We start from the raw sequence: 13,739 nt of genomic DNA on the forward strand, positions 1-13,739 counted from the left end.
TTTAGATTTTAGTGGTGTTTTGTTGAGCAGGTATTATTTTAGAAAAGCTTATTATATTTTTTAATAATTATGAAAATAAAGAAAAAATATAGTGTTTTTAGGTGGAAAATAAGAAAAAATGGAAATAACAAGGTAATATAGGACAAAATGTATTGAATATTTGAAATATGTTAAAATAAAGACTTTAATAAGTCGATAATACCTTATATAATAAATATATGCGTTAAAATCAAAAGAAGTTTGGTTTTAACTTCGATTAAATTTGTATGCTTGGTTGGAGGGTATAGTTGTTATGCAAAAGAGTATAATGATAAAAGGGAATAAAGATGGTATAAATGCTATTATAAATATGGATAAATTTGCAGATTTTGAGGAGATGTTAGAAGCGCTTATTGAAAAACTAAGCGTAGGAAAACGCTTCTATAAAGGTGCGACGCTTACTATAACAACTGACTTAAAGCATATAAACGACAGACAAATGTCAAAGCTTAAAGATTCTTTATTTGATGAGATAATGATAAAAGATTGTATGTTTGTAGATAAAGAAGAAAAAGAAAGTAAGTTGTTTCAAGGAGTGTATGAGGGAAGAACAAAATTTTTAAGAAAATCGGTTAGAGGTGGACAGAGTATTAACTATCAGGGGAACATTGTAATAATAGGTGATGTAAATCATGGTGCAGAAGTGATTGCAGATGGTAATATAGCTGTCTTTGGAAATATAAAGGGTAGAGTATTTGCTGGGGATAATGGTAATCAAAAAGCTATAATAACAGCATTTTCACTTGAACCAGAAGTATTATCAATAGCTAGAGTGATGACAATATCACCGGATGATTTTGAGAAACCAAGCTACCCAGAGGTAGCAAAAATGAAGGATGGCGAAATAATTGTTGAGCCATATCTTCCAAATAAATATACATACAAAAAATAGTGGAGGTAATTTTAATATGGGAGAATCTATAGTAATAACATCTGGAAAAGGTGGAGTTGGAAAAACAACTACAACGGCTAATATTGGTACGGCGTTGGCAGCTTTGGGAAAAAAAGTAGTAGTGATTGATGGTGATACAGGATTAAGGAATTTAGATGTTTTAATGGGTCTTGAGAATAGAATAGTTTATACAATTATGGATATTTTAGAAAATAAATGTAGAACAAAGCAAGCATTAATTAAAGATAAGAGGTTCCCAAATCTGTGTCTTTTACCAACAGCTCAAACAAGAGATAAGGATGATATAAGTGCAGATCAAATGTTAAGGCTTATAACAGAACTTAAAGAAGAGTTTGATTATGTTTTAATAGATTGTCCTGCTGGAATTGAACAAGGTTTTGAAAATGCAGTAATAGGGGCTGATAAAGCTGTTGTTATTGTAAATCCAGAAATAACTTCTGTAAGAGATGCAGATAGGGTTATTGGAAAACTTGATGCAAAAGGTCTTGAAGATCATAAAGTTATAATAAATAGATTGAATCCGGAAATGACACGAAGAGGTGATATGCTTGATATACCTGATATATTAGAGGTTTTATCAGTTGAACTTCAAGGGGTTGTTCCAGATGATAAAGGTGTTACAGTATCAACAAATAAGGGTGAACCAATAGTTTTAAATAAAGATTCTTTAGCTGGAAAAGCATTTACTAATATAGCAAGAAGAATTACAGGGGAAAAAGTTCCTTTCTTAGAATTGAAGGTTGAGCCAGAAGGTTTCTTTAGTTCATTAAAAAAATTATTTAAGAAGAAGTAAGGGGGAATGGCAGCTTTGTTTAAATTTTTTACTAGTAGGCCTTCACCAAAGCAGGTAGCAAAGGATAGGTTAAAACTTATACTGATACACGATAGAGGTGAACTGTCACCAGAAACATTAGAAAAGATAAAGCACGAAATATTTGAGGTATTAGCAAAATATGTTGACATTAATGATAGTGATGTTGAAATAGCAGTTACTAAGTCAGAAGATATTGAGGGAACAACACCCTCTCTAATAGCTAATATTCCTATAAAAAACTTAAGAGGAAGATAGGATCACCTTTTAAAAAAAACTTGTAAAAACTAAAGAATCAATGTATATTATCAAGTAGGATTCTTTAAGAAGATAAAGACAAGGTTTGGAGGGTTATCTATGTTTAGAAAATTAAAACTAGATCCAAGATTATGGAGAGAGATGAATAAAACAGTCCTTTTCACTGCCCTATTAATAGCTTGCTTTGGAATATTCAACATTTACCTTGCTACATATAATCAGTGGGGATTCGAATATGCATTAAAACAAGGAGTATTTTTTGGAATATCACTTATTGTTATGTATATTATACTTGTTTGGGATTACACAGTAATATACGATTATGTTGAAATATTTTATTGGTTCTCTATATTCTTGTTATTTATAACAAGATTTATAGGAACAGTTGTTAATGGAGCTAGAGGATGGATTGAACTTGGACCTGTAAGTATTCAACCATCGGAAATAGCAAAAATTGCCATGATAATGATGATTGGTAAGCAGTTGCAAAAAACAGATGGGAATATAAATGGTTTGAAAAACTTTATAAGATCTACAATATACGCAGGTATACCAATGGCACTTATAATAGTTCAACCAGATATGGGTATGACCTTAGTTTGTTTCTTTATGGTTCTAGGAATCTACTTCTGCATGGGCTTAAACATGAAGGTAATACTTGGTGGTTTTGCAGTAATGGCAGTAACAGTAGCATTAGTATGGAACTCAGGTTTCATTAAACAGTATCAAAAATCAAGACTTGTAGGATTTATGCATCCCGAACGGGATGAGCTGGGAATTAATCTTCAGCTTAACCAATCTATGATTGGTATAGGTTCAGGAGGGTTCTTTGGAATTGGACCTGAAATGAATGTAAAAGGTGGAGGATATGCAGCAGAATTTGTTCCAGAGAGACAAACAGACTTCATATTTACTGTAATAGGTGAGCACTGGGGAACAATGGGAGCAATAGTACTGCTTGTATTATACTTCTTATTAATTTCAGGAATAATAGATACTGCAAGAAAATCAAAAGATGTATTCGGACGGGTAATTTGTGTGGGAATAGCCTCCTATTTTATATTCGCTATATTACAAAATATAGGAATGACTATAGGGCTTATGCCTATAACCGGAATTACCCTGCCAATGGTAAGTTATGGAGGAAGTTCGCTTCTTACAACACTTATGACCCTTGGTTTGGTTCTGAATATTAGTATGAGAAAAAATAGATTAAATTTCTAGAAGATAGAGGGATGTCCAATGTGGACATCCTTTTTTCTTTTGCCTAGAGTTAAAGGTCATCACTTGTAGAGTATAGTTCTATTACTATAAATATTTAAATATATATAATTAAAGAAAATATGTACGCAAATAAAAAAAGATAAACAGGTGATGGTTAAATGGGTAAATATGATAAAGTATATGAGGATTATTATAAAAAAATAAATTTAGGTAAAAATAACTTTGATGAAAATTCAGAGTTTAGTAATGAGGATGTTTATAATGAAAAAAAAGTTAGAAAAAAAAGAATTAACCCAGTAGAAGAAATTATAAAAATTGCAGTTATTACAACTACAATTCCAGTATTATTTTTTGGAGGAATATTTATGTGTAAACAATTTTTAGGTGATGAGGGAAAGCAAATATACAATCACATAATAAAAGTTATTTCAACTGATGGGTACTATAAAGATAAGATTGTAGGAGTTATAGATAAAGACAAGGATAGTGAGGGTGAAGAATTAGTTCAAAATGAAATTGATGAAACATTAAAGATTAGAGATGCTAAAGCAGAAGAAATTGTTAGTGCACAACCGACTTCATTTGTTTTAGATGATGAAAATGTAGAAAGAGTTAAAAGTGATAAAAGTTATAGTGAGTTTGTAACAGCATTAGATGGTATAGCTATAAAGGCTAAAAGTGAAGAAGGGTTAGTACTTTCTTGTAAATTTAAGATAATAGCAAGTTCAGAGTCTGGAATTATTGAGGAGGTAGGAGAAAATGCAGAAGGGTTCTTTTTAAAGATAGATCATGGGGCAGGTGTGAAAACTTTGTATTATAATTTACCAAAAATTAATTATGTAAAGAATCAAGCAATTAAAAAAGGTGATAAAATTGTAGAGGTAAAAGAAGCGCGAGATATTGTTTTTAAAATTGAAGAAAATAATAACTTTGTGACACCAAGGAAATATTTAGACTTTATTAAGTAGAGGTGAGGGGTATAAAAATAAGTAAATGGATTATACCACAATTTTTAGTGTTTTTCTTACTAGACTTAGAGGGGAAATTAATATTAACTTTTTTATGTATAATACTTCATGAGTTTTCGCATTATCTTGTTGCAAAAAAACTTGGTAGTAGTATTGTGAATTTTAAGGTGCATCCTTTAGGGGCAACTCTTGAGATTGAAGATTATGAAGGATTAGAAATAAATGATGAAATATTTATTTGTTTAGCAGGACCAATATTTAATATTTTGACAGCTATAATAGCTCTAATATTAGATTGTATATATCAATGTAATTTATTTAAGAACATATATGAGGTTAATTTTGTTTTAGGTTTTATGAATCTTGTGCCAGCACATCCTTTAGATGGAGCAAAGATATTAAGGGCAGTACTAAGTAAATTCTATATGTACAAAACAGCTCATAAAATTGGACTAGCAGTAAGCCTTGTGATCTCAACTATAGTTGCAATTACAGGTGCACTTATGTTATTTGTAAATCTAGCGAGTATAAACTTATTTATAGTTGGAATTTTTATGATTTATACAAGCTATACTACAAAAGAAAGGACCATGTATATAGTTTTAGACCAGATAATAAGCAAAACAAAAAGGTTTAAAGAAAAGAAAGTTATAGAGAATAAGGATATTTCTGTTTATTATAAAGAAGATTTACTTTCACTTTTAAGTATGGTTGAGAGGGATAAGTTTAATACTTTTTATATACTAAATGAGAAGATGGAATATCTTTATGAACTTCGGGAAAATGAGGTTGTTGAGATACTGAAATCTGAGGGGAATATAGGGTTAGAAGAGTACTATGACAAGGTTATGAAATAGCTTTTTAATTGGTAAAAATAAATTTTTGTGATACAATTAAATGAATTATAGAAGAAGTATATAAAGTATGCTTCTTTTTTTCTTTTAAACTTAGTTTGCAGGAGGACATTAATGGTTAGAATAACAGATGACATTTTATGTAAAGTGGAAAAACCATCAAGATATATAGGTGGAGAATTAAATGAAGTAATTAAAAATCCAGAGGATGTAGCTATGCGTTATGCATTCTGCTTCCCAGATGTTTACGAAGTTGGTATGTCACACCTTGGTTCAAGAATTTTATATCATACTTTAAATGAAAGAGAAGATACATATTGTGAGAGAGTATATGCTCCATGGCCAGATATGGAAATGAGAATGAGAAGGAACAATATACCTCTTTATGCAATCGAGTCTAAGGATTCATTAGATAAGTTTAATTTCTTAGGTTTTACTCTTCAATATGAGATGAGTTATACAAATATACTTAACATGCTTGATATGGGTGGAATTCCAATAAGAGCTTCAAAGAGAAAGAATGATGATGCTATTATAATGGGTGGTGGCCCTTGTGCTTACAATCCAGAGCCAATTTATGATGTGTTTGATATTATTCAACTTGGTGAGGGTGAAGAGGCTATAAATGACCTGCTTGACCTTTATATGAGCATGAAAGATAACTTTAATAGAGAAGATTATTTAAGAAAGGCTTCACAAATACAAGGGATTTATGTTCCTTCACTTTATGAGGTTGATTATAATGAAGACGGAACAATTAAAGAATTCAAACCTAAATATGATGATGTTCCAGCAAGAGTTAAAAAGAGAATAGTAACGGATTTAGATAAAGTACCATTTCCAGATAAGTTAGTAGTTCCATATAGTGAAATAGTACATGATAGAGTAGTTTTAGAATTGTTTAGAGGGTGTACAAATGGTTGTAGATTCTGTCAGGCAGGAATGATTTATAGACCTGTTAGAGAGAAAACAAGAGCTACACTAATAAAACAAGCTAGAACTATGCTTAAAGCTACGGGGTATAATGACATTTCACTTGTATCACTTAGTACATGTGATTATTCAGATATTCAAGCACTTGTAACAGAACTTATTGCAGAACATAGTGATACTAAAACAAGTATAGGATTGCCATCAATTAGGGTTGATGCTTTTTCTGTGGACCTTTTAAGAGAGATACAAAAAGTTAAGAAAACAGGTTTAACTTTTGCACCAGAAGCAGGTTCTCAAAGAATGAGAGATGTTATAAATAAGGGGTTAACAGAAGAAAAAATATTAGAAGCAGCTAGAAATGCGTTTGAGTATGGTTGGAGTACATTAAAACTTTATTTTATACTTGGAGTACCTTATGAAAATATTGAGGATGCAGAGGCTGTTGGGAAACTTACAGAGAAGATTGCAGCACAGTTCTATGGATTAGATAAGGAAAAGAGAAATAAAGGATTAAAAATTAATTTAAGTACATCTATACTTATACCAAAACCTTTTACACCATTCCAATGGGCTCCTATGGAGAGAAAAGAAATGGTTATTGATAAGATTAAAGCTGTAAAAGGTGCTCTTAAAACTAAGGCTATAAAATATAATTATCATTCACAAACTACATCACTAATAGAAGCTATATTTGCTAGAGGTGATAGAAGAATCTGTGATGTTTTATTTAGAGCATATGAAAAAGGTGCTAAATTTGATGGATGGAGTGAATTCTTTAGTTATAAATTATGGATAGAAGTTATAGAAGAACTTGGAATAGATATTGATTTTTATGTATTTAGAGATAGAACATATGAAGAGATATTACCTTGGGACTTTATAGATATTGGAGTTAATAGAAGTTATTTAATTAAAGAGAATGAAAAAGCTAAGACAGCAAGCTTAACAAAGAATTGTAGAGAAGGCTGTACTGGCTGTGGAATAAATGTAAACTTTAAAGAAGGGAAGTGTTTCGAGGGTGCGATACTTAATTAAATTTACTAAAGGTGAAGGTTTAAAGTTTATCTCACACCTTGACTTACTTAGAACAGTTCAAAAGATAGGTAGAAGAGCAGAACTTCCTGTAGAATATTCAGAGGGATTTAACCCTCATATGGCATTTGTCATAGCATTACCACTTTCTGTTGGAGTTTATTCAGATGGTGATTATGCTGATTTATATCTTCATGAAGATTTAGAGTGTGATTATGTATTAGAGAAACTTAATGAGAATTCAGCAAGAGATATTAAGTTTTTAGAGGCATCTAAGAGTCCTGTTATAATGGATGTTAGAAGATTACCTCCGGCAATGGCTCTTTTAGATGCAGCAACTTATATTACAAAAATAAGGTATGAAGATACAAAAGATATTGATGAAGATATGAGATTATTAGATGAGATGCTAGAGTATAATACTATGAAAAAGACAAAAAGAAGTGAGAAACTTACAGATATAAAACCATTTATAAAAGAATTTTCATACAGAATAGAGGATAAAACTTTAGTTATAGATACGCTTATCTGTTGTGGAAGTAGAGAAACACTTTCACCATCACTATTAGCTGATTTTGTAAGGAAGAATACAAGGAATGCAGTAGAAGATGCTTTTATTGATATAAAAAGAACAGAGATGCTTGGATATAAAGACGAGGTATTAGTACCTTTATATAAATATATAGAATAGAAGGCGAAATGATGAGAGAAATATTTATAGAACGAAGAGAAAATATATTAAGAGTAGCTATAAAAGATAATAGAGAACTTACAGAGTGCTACATAGAAGAAGAAAGTAATGAACCTATAGCAGGTGAGTTATATAAAGGTAAAGTTAAAAGACTTGTGCCAAGTATTAATGCAGCGTTTATAGATATTGGGTATGAAAAAGATGCTTATATGTCTTTAGATAAAAAAATGTGTGATACTTTAAAAGTAGGAACAGAACTTGTAGTAGAAATTTTAAAAGAAGAGATTGGTAAAAAAGCAGCTAAAGTTACAAGTGCATATTCAATTGCTGGTAATTATTTAGTTATAGAAACTAAGCATAAGGCTTTAAGTGTATCTAGAAAGATAAAAAATAGAGGCTTTGAAAAAGAGATTAAATCATTATTAGAAAAACCAGATGAAATTGGGTTAACTATAAGAACTAAGGCTGAAAAAGCTGGGATATATGAAATTCAAAAAGAGTTTAAAGAACTTTATGAAGTTTATAAAACTGTAGTTCAAAAGTGCAAATATGAATTAAAGCAAGGAAAGCTTTATGATAATAATAGCCTTATGAATAGAATTGAAAAAGATTTTATAACTGAGGAAACAACAAAAATAGTTTTGGATAATAAAGATGATTTTGAACTTATGAAAGCAACGTTTGGTGAGAGTGAAATTAAGTTAGAATTACATAATGAAGTAATTACATTATTTGCATATCATGGAATTGAGAAGGCCATACTTAGTTTAAGAAATAATAAAGTTAATTTAAAATGTGGTGGAAATATAGTTATAGAAAAAACGGAAGCAATGTATACAATTGATATTAACTCAGCAAAGAATAATGGGTCAAATTCAAATGATAATACAATAGCTGATATAACTAATATAGAAGCTGCAAAAGAGATAGTAAAGCAAATAAAACTTAGAAATATTAGCGGAATAATTGTTATAGATTTTATAGAGAGTTACAATGATTTAGCTAAAGAAAAGGTTGTTAATATACTAAGAAAAGAGCTTGGAAAAGATAAACTAAAATCACAAGTATATGATTTTACAGAGTTAGGACTTGTTCAAATAGCTAGAGCTAGAAGAGGTAAAAGTATATATGATTTTATAGAGGAAGACTGTTATAGATGCAAAGGGCAAGGTATGGTATTAAAATTATCATATATATATCTTCTTTTAAAAAATGAGATTTTAAGATGGGATTTAGAAAATAATATCAAAGATTTCCATATAACTTTAAATAAAATATATGAAAAGGATGTTAGGGGCGATATCTTTAGATTCTTAAAGGAAATTAAAGCTTTAGACCTTAATATTTATCTTACTTTTGAAGAGTTTGAGGAGTTTTATAAAATTGAACCTTTAATATTTAAAAATCAAATTGAAAATGTTAAAGATTTCTTGGTAAAGAATATCGAAAAATATTAGAATTTGCTTTACAAGGGGTAGCAATTGTGATAGAATTTCTCTTGTAAACCGCTCACGAATAGGTGCTAAAACAAGTTCGCTTGTTACCTTAAGTGGCGAGACCGTTATGAGGAGGTGTTATTATGTACGCAGTAATTACTACAGGTGGAAAGCAATACAGAGTTCAAGAGGGAGACGTATTATTCGTTGAAAAACTTGAGGCTGAAGTAGAAACAACAGTTGAATTAACTGAGGTTCTTGCAGTTGCTAAAGATGGTGAGATCAAAGTTGGTACACCAGTTGTTGAGGGCGCTAAAGTTGTGGCTAAAGTATTAGCTCAAGGAAAAGCGAAAAAAGTAGTGGTATTCAAATTCAAGCCTAAAAAGGACTATAGAAGAAAGAATGGACACAGACAACCTTACACAAAATTAGTTATTGAAAAGATCGAAGCTTAATTTTATGATTAAGATTAGAATTGAAGAAAAAAGAAATAACATAATTTCTTTCACTATAAAAAATCATGCTCTTGTTGAAAGAGATATGATTTTGGCTGGAGAGGCTTATGACATGGTATGCAATTCTGTATCTGTGTTATCTCAAAGCGCCATCATTGGTTTAGATGAGGTGTTAAAGCTAAATGTAAACTATGAAGTTAGTGATGGTTATTTAAAGGTTGATTTAAATGGATTCAGTGATGATGAAGTAAATCAAGCTCAAGTGTTGTTAAAGACATTTGAAAAGAGCTTAGAGAGTGTAATTCTAAGCATTGAGCAAAGTTTTGGATATAAGAAACGTTGTGAATATATAGATTATAAAAAAGAGGAGGTGTAATATAATGTTAATCATGAACCTTCAATTATTCGCTCACAAAAAGGGAATGGGTAGTACAAAGAACGGTAGAGATTCTGAGTCAAAAAGACTTGGTGTTAAATGTGCAGACGGTCAATTCGTTTTAGGCGGAAACATCTTAGTAAGACAAAGAGGAACTAAAATCCACCCAGGTAATAACGTAGGTAGAGGTGGCGACGATACTTTATTCACTAAAGTAGACGGAGTTGTTAAATACGAAAGACTTGGCAGAGATAGAAAGAAAGTTTCAGTATACCCTGTAATTATAGAGATAGCTGAATAATTTTTATTCTTAAAATAAAAAGCACCCTAGCACTAGGGTGCTTTTTTAGAATTTTATTATAGATTAAACTAGATATAGGTTTTAAATGATATATATAGGAGATAATACAAATAAAGAGAATTTTTATTCTCAAAATTTAAGTATAAGTCAATATATATCGATAAAATACAAATGGAAGAGAGGGTGAGTAAATGTTTATAGATAAATCCAATATAATGGTTAGATCAGGTAATGGTGGGAATGGATCAATTTCATTCAGAAGAGAGAAGTACATACCGCTAGGAGGTCCTGATGGTGGAGATGGTGGAGCTGGTGGAGATGTTACGATCAAAGTTAATTCACAAATTACAACACTATTAGATTTTAAATACAATAGAAGATTCATAGCAGAAGATGGAAAGAACGGTCAAGGTTCAAAATGTTATGGAAGAGATGGAAAAGATTTAGTTATTGAAGTACCTATGGGAACAATAATTAGAGAAACAGAGTCAAATAAAATCATCACAGATCTTGCACATGATGGCGATAAAATAGTTATATGTGCTGGTGGTAGAGGTGGAAGAGGGAATGTTAAGTTCTGTACTTCTACAAGACAGGCACCAGGATTCTCAGAGCCAGGTATGCCTTGTGAAGAGATGGAAATAACTCTTGAGCTTAAGCTTTTAGCTGACGTTGGACTTTTAGGATTCCCGAACGTTGGAAAATCAACATTATTAAGTGTTGTTACTAAAGCTAAACCAAAAATTGCTAACTATCACTTTACAACACTTAAACCAAATCTTGGAGTTGTTGCTACTAAAGGAATAACACCATTTGTTATGGCTGATATCCCAGGTATTATAGAGGGAGCATCAGAAGGTGTTGGACTTGGATTTGAATTCTTAAGACATATCGAAAGAACTAGACTTTTAGTTCATATAGTTGATATATCAGGAGTTGAAGGTAGAGATCCAGTTGCAGATTTCAAAAAAATCAATGAAGAACTTAGAAATTATAGTGTGAAACTTTGGGATAGACCTCAAATAGTAGTTGCTAATAAATCAGATATGTTATTTGATGATGAAGTATACTTAAACTTTGAGAAAGAAGTTAGAGCTATGGGATTTGAAAGTGTATTCAAAATGTCAGCTGCTACTAACCAAGGTGTAGAGGAAGTTATGAAAGAGATGGCAAGAGTTCTTGCTACTATACCAGTTAAAGACCTTTACATTGAAGAAGATGAAAGATATATACCAAAACATAAGAAATTCACATATGAAATTACTAAACTTAATGAGAATGGACAAATCGTTTATTCACTTGAGGGAAGTTTCGTAGATAGATTATTAATGTCAAGTTATATCAATGACCCAGATTCATTAAGACATCTTCATAGAGTTCTTACTGAAAAAGGTGTATTTACTGAATTAAGAGAATTAGGAATTGAGGATGAAGATATCGTAAGACTTAAAGATTACGAATTCGAATACTTAATGTAACATAAGGAGGGAAAAGTTAATGATAACAACTAAACAAAGAGCGTTCTTAAGAGGAATGGCTAATAGAATGGACTGCATATTCCAAGTTGGAAAAAATGGAGTTGAAGAGAATTTCTTGAAGCAAGTAGAAGAAATTCTTGAAAAAAGAGAGCTAATCAAGATAAAAGTTCTTGAAAATAGTGGTTTAACAGCTAGAGAAGTTTCAGATATGATATGTGAAGCTATTGGTTGTGAAGGAATTCAAGCTATCGGAAGTAAGCTTGTAATTTACAAAGAATCATCAAAGAATCCAGTTATTGAACTACCGGTTCAAGGTAGAAGATAATAATTATAGAGATAACCATACTTTAGGTAAGCTAGAGTGTGGTTTTTTTATTTGTTTCACATTATGTAAAGAAATTGATATAATTAATAAAGATTAAATTGTTAATTATATTTATGAGGTGAATAATATGTTAGAGGCAAATTTAAAAGTTTATTTAAAAAAAAATTTAAGTGAGAAAAGATATAGACATACTTTAGGAGTTTGTGAGACTGCTATGAGCCTTGCAAAAAAATATGGGGTAGATGTAGAAAAAGCCAAGATTGCAGCGCTCGGACATGATTTAGCAAAAGAGTTAGTTGTAGAGAGACAGAAAGAAATTTTAAGGAAACATAATTTTGAAATTGGTGAGATAGAAGAAGCATCACCACAAATTCTTCATGGATTTGTTGGGTCAATTCTTTTAAAGAAACTTTTTAAGGTTGAGGATAAAGAAATTTTAAGTGCAATAGATTTTCATAGTACAGGTAAGAGAGAAATGTCTGTTTTAGAGAAAATTATATATATTGCAGATTATATAGAACCAAATAGAGTATATGATGGTGTAGAAGAGCTTAGAGAGATTACTTACAAGGATTTAGATAGTGGAGTTTTAAAAGGGCTTAATAATACTATAAAGATTGTTGTAGAGCGAGATAGGGTTATACATCCACTTACTTTTGAGGCAAGAAATTATTTAGTCATGGAAATGATGAAAAAGTAGGAGAGTTTTTTATGAGTATGTTAACTAAAATTGTTGAGAATGAGCATGATAAAGCTAAAATAAAAGTATACCTAAAAGATGTTATGGATTTATCAAGTAGATTTATAAAAAAAGCAGGAAAAGAACATAGAGTAAAAGTTAATGGTAAAGTTGTTTTTATGAATTTTATTCTTACTGATGGTGATAAAATAGAAGTGAATTTAGAAAGAGAAGAATCACAAGATATAGATGCAGAGGATATTCCGGTAGAAGTAGTTTATGAGGATGCTGATATTTTAGTTTTAAATAAAAAGCCATTTATGGTGGTTCATCCAACAAAGAATTGTAATACAGGGACACTTGCTAATGGTATTATGAATTATTTTAAAAATACTAACCAAAAATGTATAGTAAGACTTGTTAGTAGACTTGATATGAATACTTCAGGCCTTATAATTATAGGGAAAAATCAGTTTGCGCATATGAGATTATCAGATGAAATGAAAACTGAGAGATTTGAAAAAAGATACCTTGCACTTGTTCATGGAAATTTAGAGCAAAAAGAAGGTACTATAAATAAGCCTATATATAGAGTTGGTGGAGATGTAATAGCGAGAGTTATTGATGAGAGAGGTAAGGATAGTGTTACTCATTATAAGGTTGTAGAAAGTTTTGATGGGGCAGACCTTGTTGAATGTCTTTTAGAAACTGGTAGAACACATCAAATTAGAGTACACCTTCAAAGTCTTGGACACCCTATATATGGTGATGAATTATATGGAAGTGAGTTCTATGAAGATGATAAAGAATTTATCAACAGACAGGCACTTCATGCTTATGGACTAGATTTCTATAGTCCTAGAAGTGAGGAAAAACTATTACTTAGAGCAGATTTACCTTATGATTTTAATGAAGCAATTGAAAAATTAAAGAAGTAGATTATAAAATACGTAGAGTTATTCTGCG

At 30.7% G+C, this 13,739-nt stretch carries 16 protein-coding genes; all 16 read left to right on the forward strand.

Annotation, left to right across the window (positions count from 1 at the left end; translation table 11 throughout):
• Positions 1-292: 292 nt before the first annotated feature.
• The 16 genes from minC (at position 293) to Q0V24_RS01855 (ending at position 13,711) form a co-directional block, all read left to right on the forward strand.
• On the forward strand, positions 293-931 hold the full coding sequence (minC, locus tag Q0V24_RS01780) for a septum site-determining protein MinC (RefSeq protein WP_297518077.1): 639 nt from the start codon (positions 293-295) through the stop codon (positions 929-931).
• Positions 932-947: 16 nt separating this feature from the next.
• Positions 948-1,745, forward strand: coding sequence for a septum site-determining protein MinD (minD, locus tag Q0V24_RS01785; protein ID WP_297518080.1), 798 nt, complete (start codon positions 948-950; stop codon positions 1,743-1,745).
• A 6-nt stretch (positions 1,746-1,751) separates the two neighbouring features.
• A complete protein-coding gene (gene minE, locus Q0V24_RS01790; protein ID WP_297518083.1) occupies positions 1,752-2,021 on the forward strand; it encodes a cell division topological specificity factor MinE in 270 nt (89 codons plus the stop codon).
• Positions 2,022-2,120: 99 nt separating this feature from the next.
• The gene (gene rodA, locus Q0V24_RS01795) at positions 2,121-3,245 is read left to right on the forward strand and encodes a rod shape-determining protein RodA (RefSeq protein ID WP_297518086.1); all 1,125 of its coding nucleotides are present in this window, start codon (positions 2,121-2,123) and stop codon (positions 3,243-3,245) included.
• A 158-nt stretch (positions 3,246-3,403) separates the two neighbouring features.
• Positions 3,404-4,213: a M23 family metallopeptidase gene (locus Q0V24_RS01800; RefSeq protein ID WP_297518089.1), complete on the forward strand. Its 810-nt coding sequence runs from the start codon at positions 3,404-3,406 to the stop codon at positions 4,211-4,213.
• A gap of 47 nt (positions 4,214-4,260) precedes the next feature.
• Entirely contained in the window at positions 4,261-5,070 is an 810-nt protein-coding gene (locus Q0V24_RS01805) for a site-2 protease family protein (RefSeq protein WP_297518092.1), read from the forward strand.
• A gap of 111 nt (positions 5,071-5,181) precedes the next feature.
• On the forward strand, positions 5,182-7,035 hold the full coding sequence (locus Q0V24_RS01810) for a TIGR03960 family B12-binding radical SAM protein (protein WP_297518095.1): 1,854 nt from the start codon (positions 5,182-5,184) through the stop codon (positions 7,033-7,035).
• Complete coding sequence (locus tag Q0V24_RS01815; protein WP_297518096.1) at positions 7,019-7,723, forward strand: TIGR03936 family radical SAM-associated protein; 705 nt, start codon at positions 7,019-7,021, stop codon at positions 7,721-7,723. The genes Q0V24_RS01810 and Q0V24_RS01815 overlap by 17 nt, the downstream gene beginning before the upstream one ends.
• An 8-nt stretch (positions 7,724-7,731) precedes the next feature.
• Complete coding sequence (locus tag Q0V24_RS01820; RefSeq protein WP_297518099.1) at positions 7,732-9,180, forward strand: ribonuclease E/G; 1,449 nt, start codon at positions 7,732-7,734, stop codon at positions 9,178-9,180.
• A 122-nt stretch (positions 9,181-9,302) separates the two neighbouring features.
• The gene (gene rplU, locus Q0V24_RS01825; RefSeq protein WP_297518102.1) at positions 9,303-9,614 is read left to right on the forward strand and encodes a 50S ribosomal protein L21; all 312 of its coding nucleotides are present in this window, start codon (positions 9,303-9,305) and stop codon (positions 9,612-9,614) included.
• Positions 9,615-9,618: 4 nt separating this feature from the next.
• Positions 9,619-9,990 carry a ribosomal-processing cysteine protease Prp gene (locus Q0V24_RS01830; RefSeq protein ID WP_297518105.1) on the forward strand — a complete coding sequence of 124 codons (372 nt, stop codon included), beginning with the start codon at positions 9,619-9,621 and terminating at the stop codon, positions 9,988-9,990.
• A 4-nt stretch (positions 9,991-9,994) separates the two neighbouring features.
• On the forward strand, positions 9,995-10,291 hold the full coding sequence (gene rpmA, locus Q0V24_RS01835; RefSeq protein ID WP_297518108.1) for a 50S ribosomal protein L27: 297 nt from the start codon (positions 9,995-9,997) through the stop codon (positions 10,289-10,291).
• 191 nt (positions 10,292-10,482) lie between these two features.
• Positions 10,483-11,769: a GTPase ObgE gene (obgE, locus tag Q0V24_RS01840; RefSeq protein ID WP_297518111.1), complete on the forward strand. Its 1,287-nt coding sequence runs from the start codon at positions 10,483-10,485 to the stop codon at positions 11,767-11,769.
• Positions 11,770-11,788: 19 nt separating this feature from the next.
• Positions 11,789-12,094, forward strand: coding sequence for a ribosome assembly RNA-binding protein YhbY (gene yhbY, locus Q0V24_RS01845; protein WP_297518114.1), 306 nt, complete (start codon positions 11,789-11,791; stop codon positions 12,092-12,094).
• Between the two features lie 127 nt (positions 12,095-12,221).
• Positions 12,222-12,794, forward strand: a complete 573-nt coding sequence (yqeK, locus tag Q0V24_RS01850; RefSeq protein WP_297518117.1) for a bis(5'-nucleosyl)-tetraphosphatase (symmetrical) YqeK — start codon at positions 12,222-12,224, stop codon at positions 12,792-12,794.
• Between the two features lie 11 nt (positions 12,795-12,805).
• Positions 12,806-13,711 (forward strand): RluA family pseudouridine synthase, encoded by a 906-nt coding sequence (locus Q0V24_RS01855; RefSeq protein ID WP_297518121.1) that lies wholly within the window; start codon positions 12,806-12,808, stop codon positions 13,709-13,711.
• The last annotated feature ends 28 nt before the right edge of the window (positions 13,712-13,739 follow it).

Origin of the sequence: uncultured Clostridium sp. (genome assembly GCF_947039605.1) — a bacterium.
In the GTDB taxonomy this organism is placed as follows: Bacteria; Bacillota; Clostridia; order Clostridiales; family Clostridiaceae; genus Sarcina.

Bases quoted from the DNA above. Each gene is read 5' to 3' on its own strand.
- minC (WP_297518077.1), top strand. From the start codon at position 293: ATGCAAAAGAGTATAATGATAAAAGGGAATAAAGATGGTATAAATGCT.
- minD (WP_297518080.1), top strand. From the start codon at position 948: ATGGGAGAATCTATAGTAATAACATCTGGAAAAGGTGGAGTTGGAAAA.
- minE (WP_297518083.1), top strand. From the start codon at position 1,752: ATGGCAGCTTTGTTTAAATTTTTTACTAGTAGGCCTTCACCAAAGCAG.
- rodA (WP_297518086.1), top strand. From the start codon at position 2,121: ATGTTTAGAAAATTAAAACTAGATCCAAGATTATGGAGAGAGATGAAT.
- Q0V24_RS01800 (WP_297518089.1), top strand. From the start codon at position 3,404: ATGGGTAAATATGATAAAGTATATGAGGATTATTATAAAAAAATAAAT.
- Q0V24_RS01810 (WP_297518095.1), top strand. From the start codon at position 5,182: ATGGTTAGAATAACAGATGACATTTTATGTAAAGTGGAAAAACCATCA.
- Q0V24_RS01820 (WP_297518099.1), top strand. From the start codon at position 7,732: ATGATGAGAGAAATATTTATAGAACGAAGAGAAAATATATTAAGAGTA.
- rplU (WP_297518102.1), top strand. From the start codon at position 9,303: ATGTACGCAGTAATTACTACAGGTGGAAAGCAATACAGAGTTCAAGAG.
- Q0V24_RS01830 (WP_297518105.1), top strand. From the start codon at position 9,619: ATGATTAAGATTAGAATTGAAGAAAAAAGAAATAACATAATTTCTTTC.
- rpmA (WP_297518108.1), top strand. From the start codon at position 9,995: ATGTTAATCATGAACCTTCAATTATTCGCTCACAAAAAGGGAATGGGT.
- obgE (WP_297518111.1), top strand. From the start codon at position 10,483: ATGTTTATAGATAAATCCAATATAATGGTTAGATCAGGTAATGGTGGG.
- yhbY (WP_297518114.1), top strand. From the start codon at position 11,789: ATGATAACAACTAAACAAAGAGCGTTCTTAAGAGGAATGGCTAATAGA.
- yqeK (WP_297518117.1), top strand. From the start codon at position 12,222: ATGTTAGAGGCAAATTTAAAAGTTTATTTAAAAAAAAATTTAAGTGAG.
- Q0V24_RS01855 (WP_297518121.1), top strand. From the start codon at position 12,806: ATGAGTATGTTAACTAAAATTGTTGAGAATGAGCATGATAAAGCTAAA.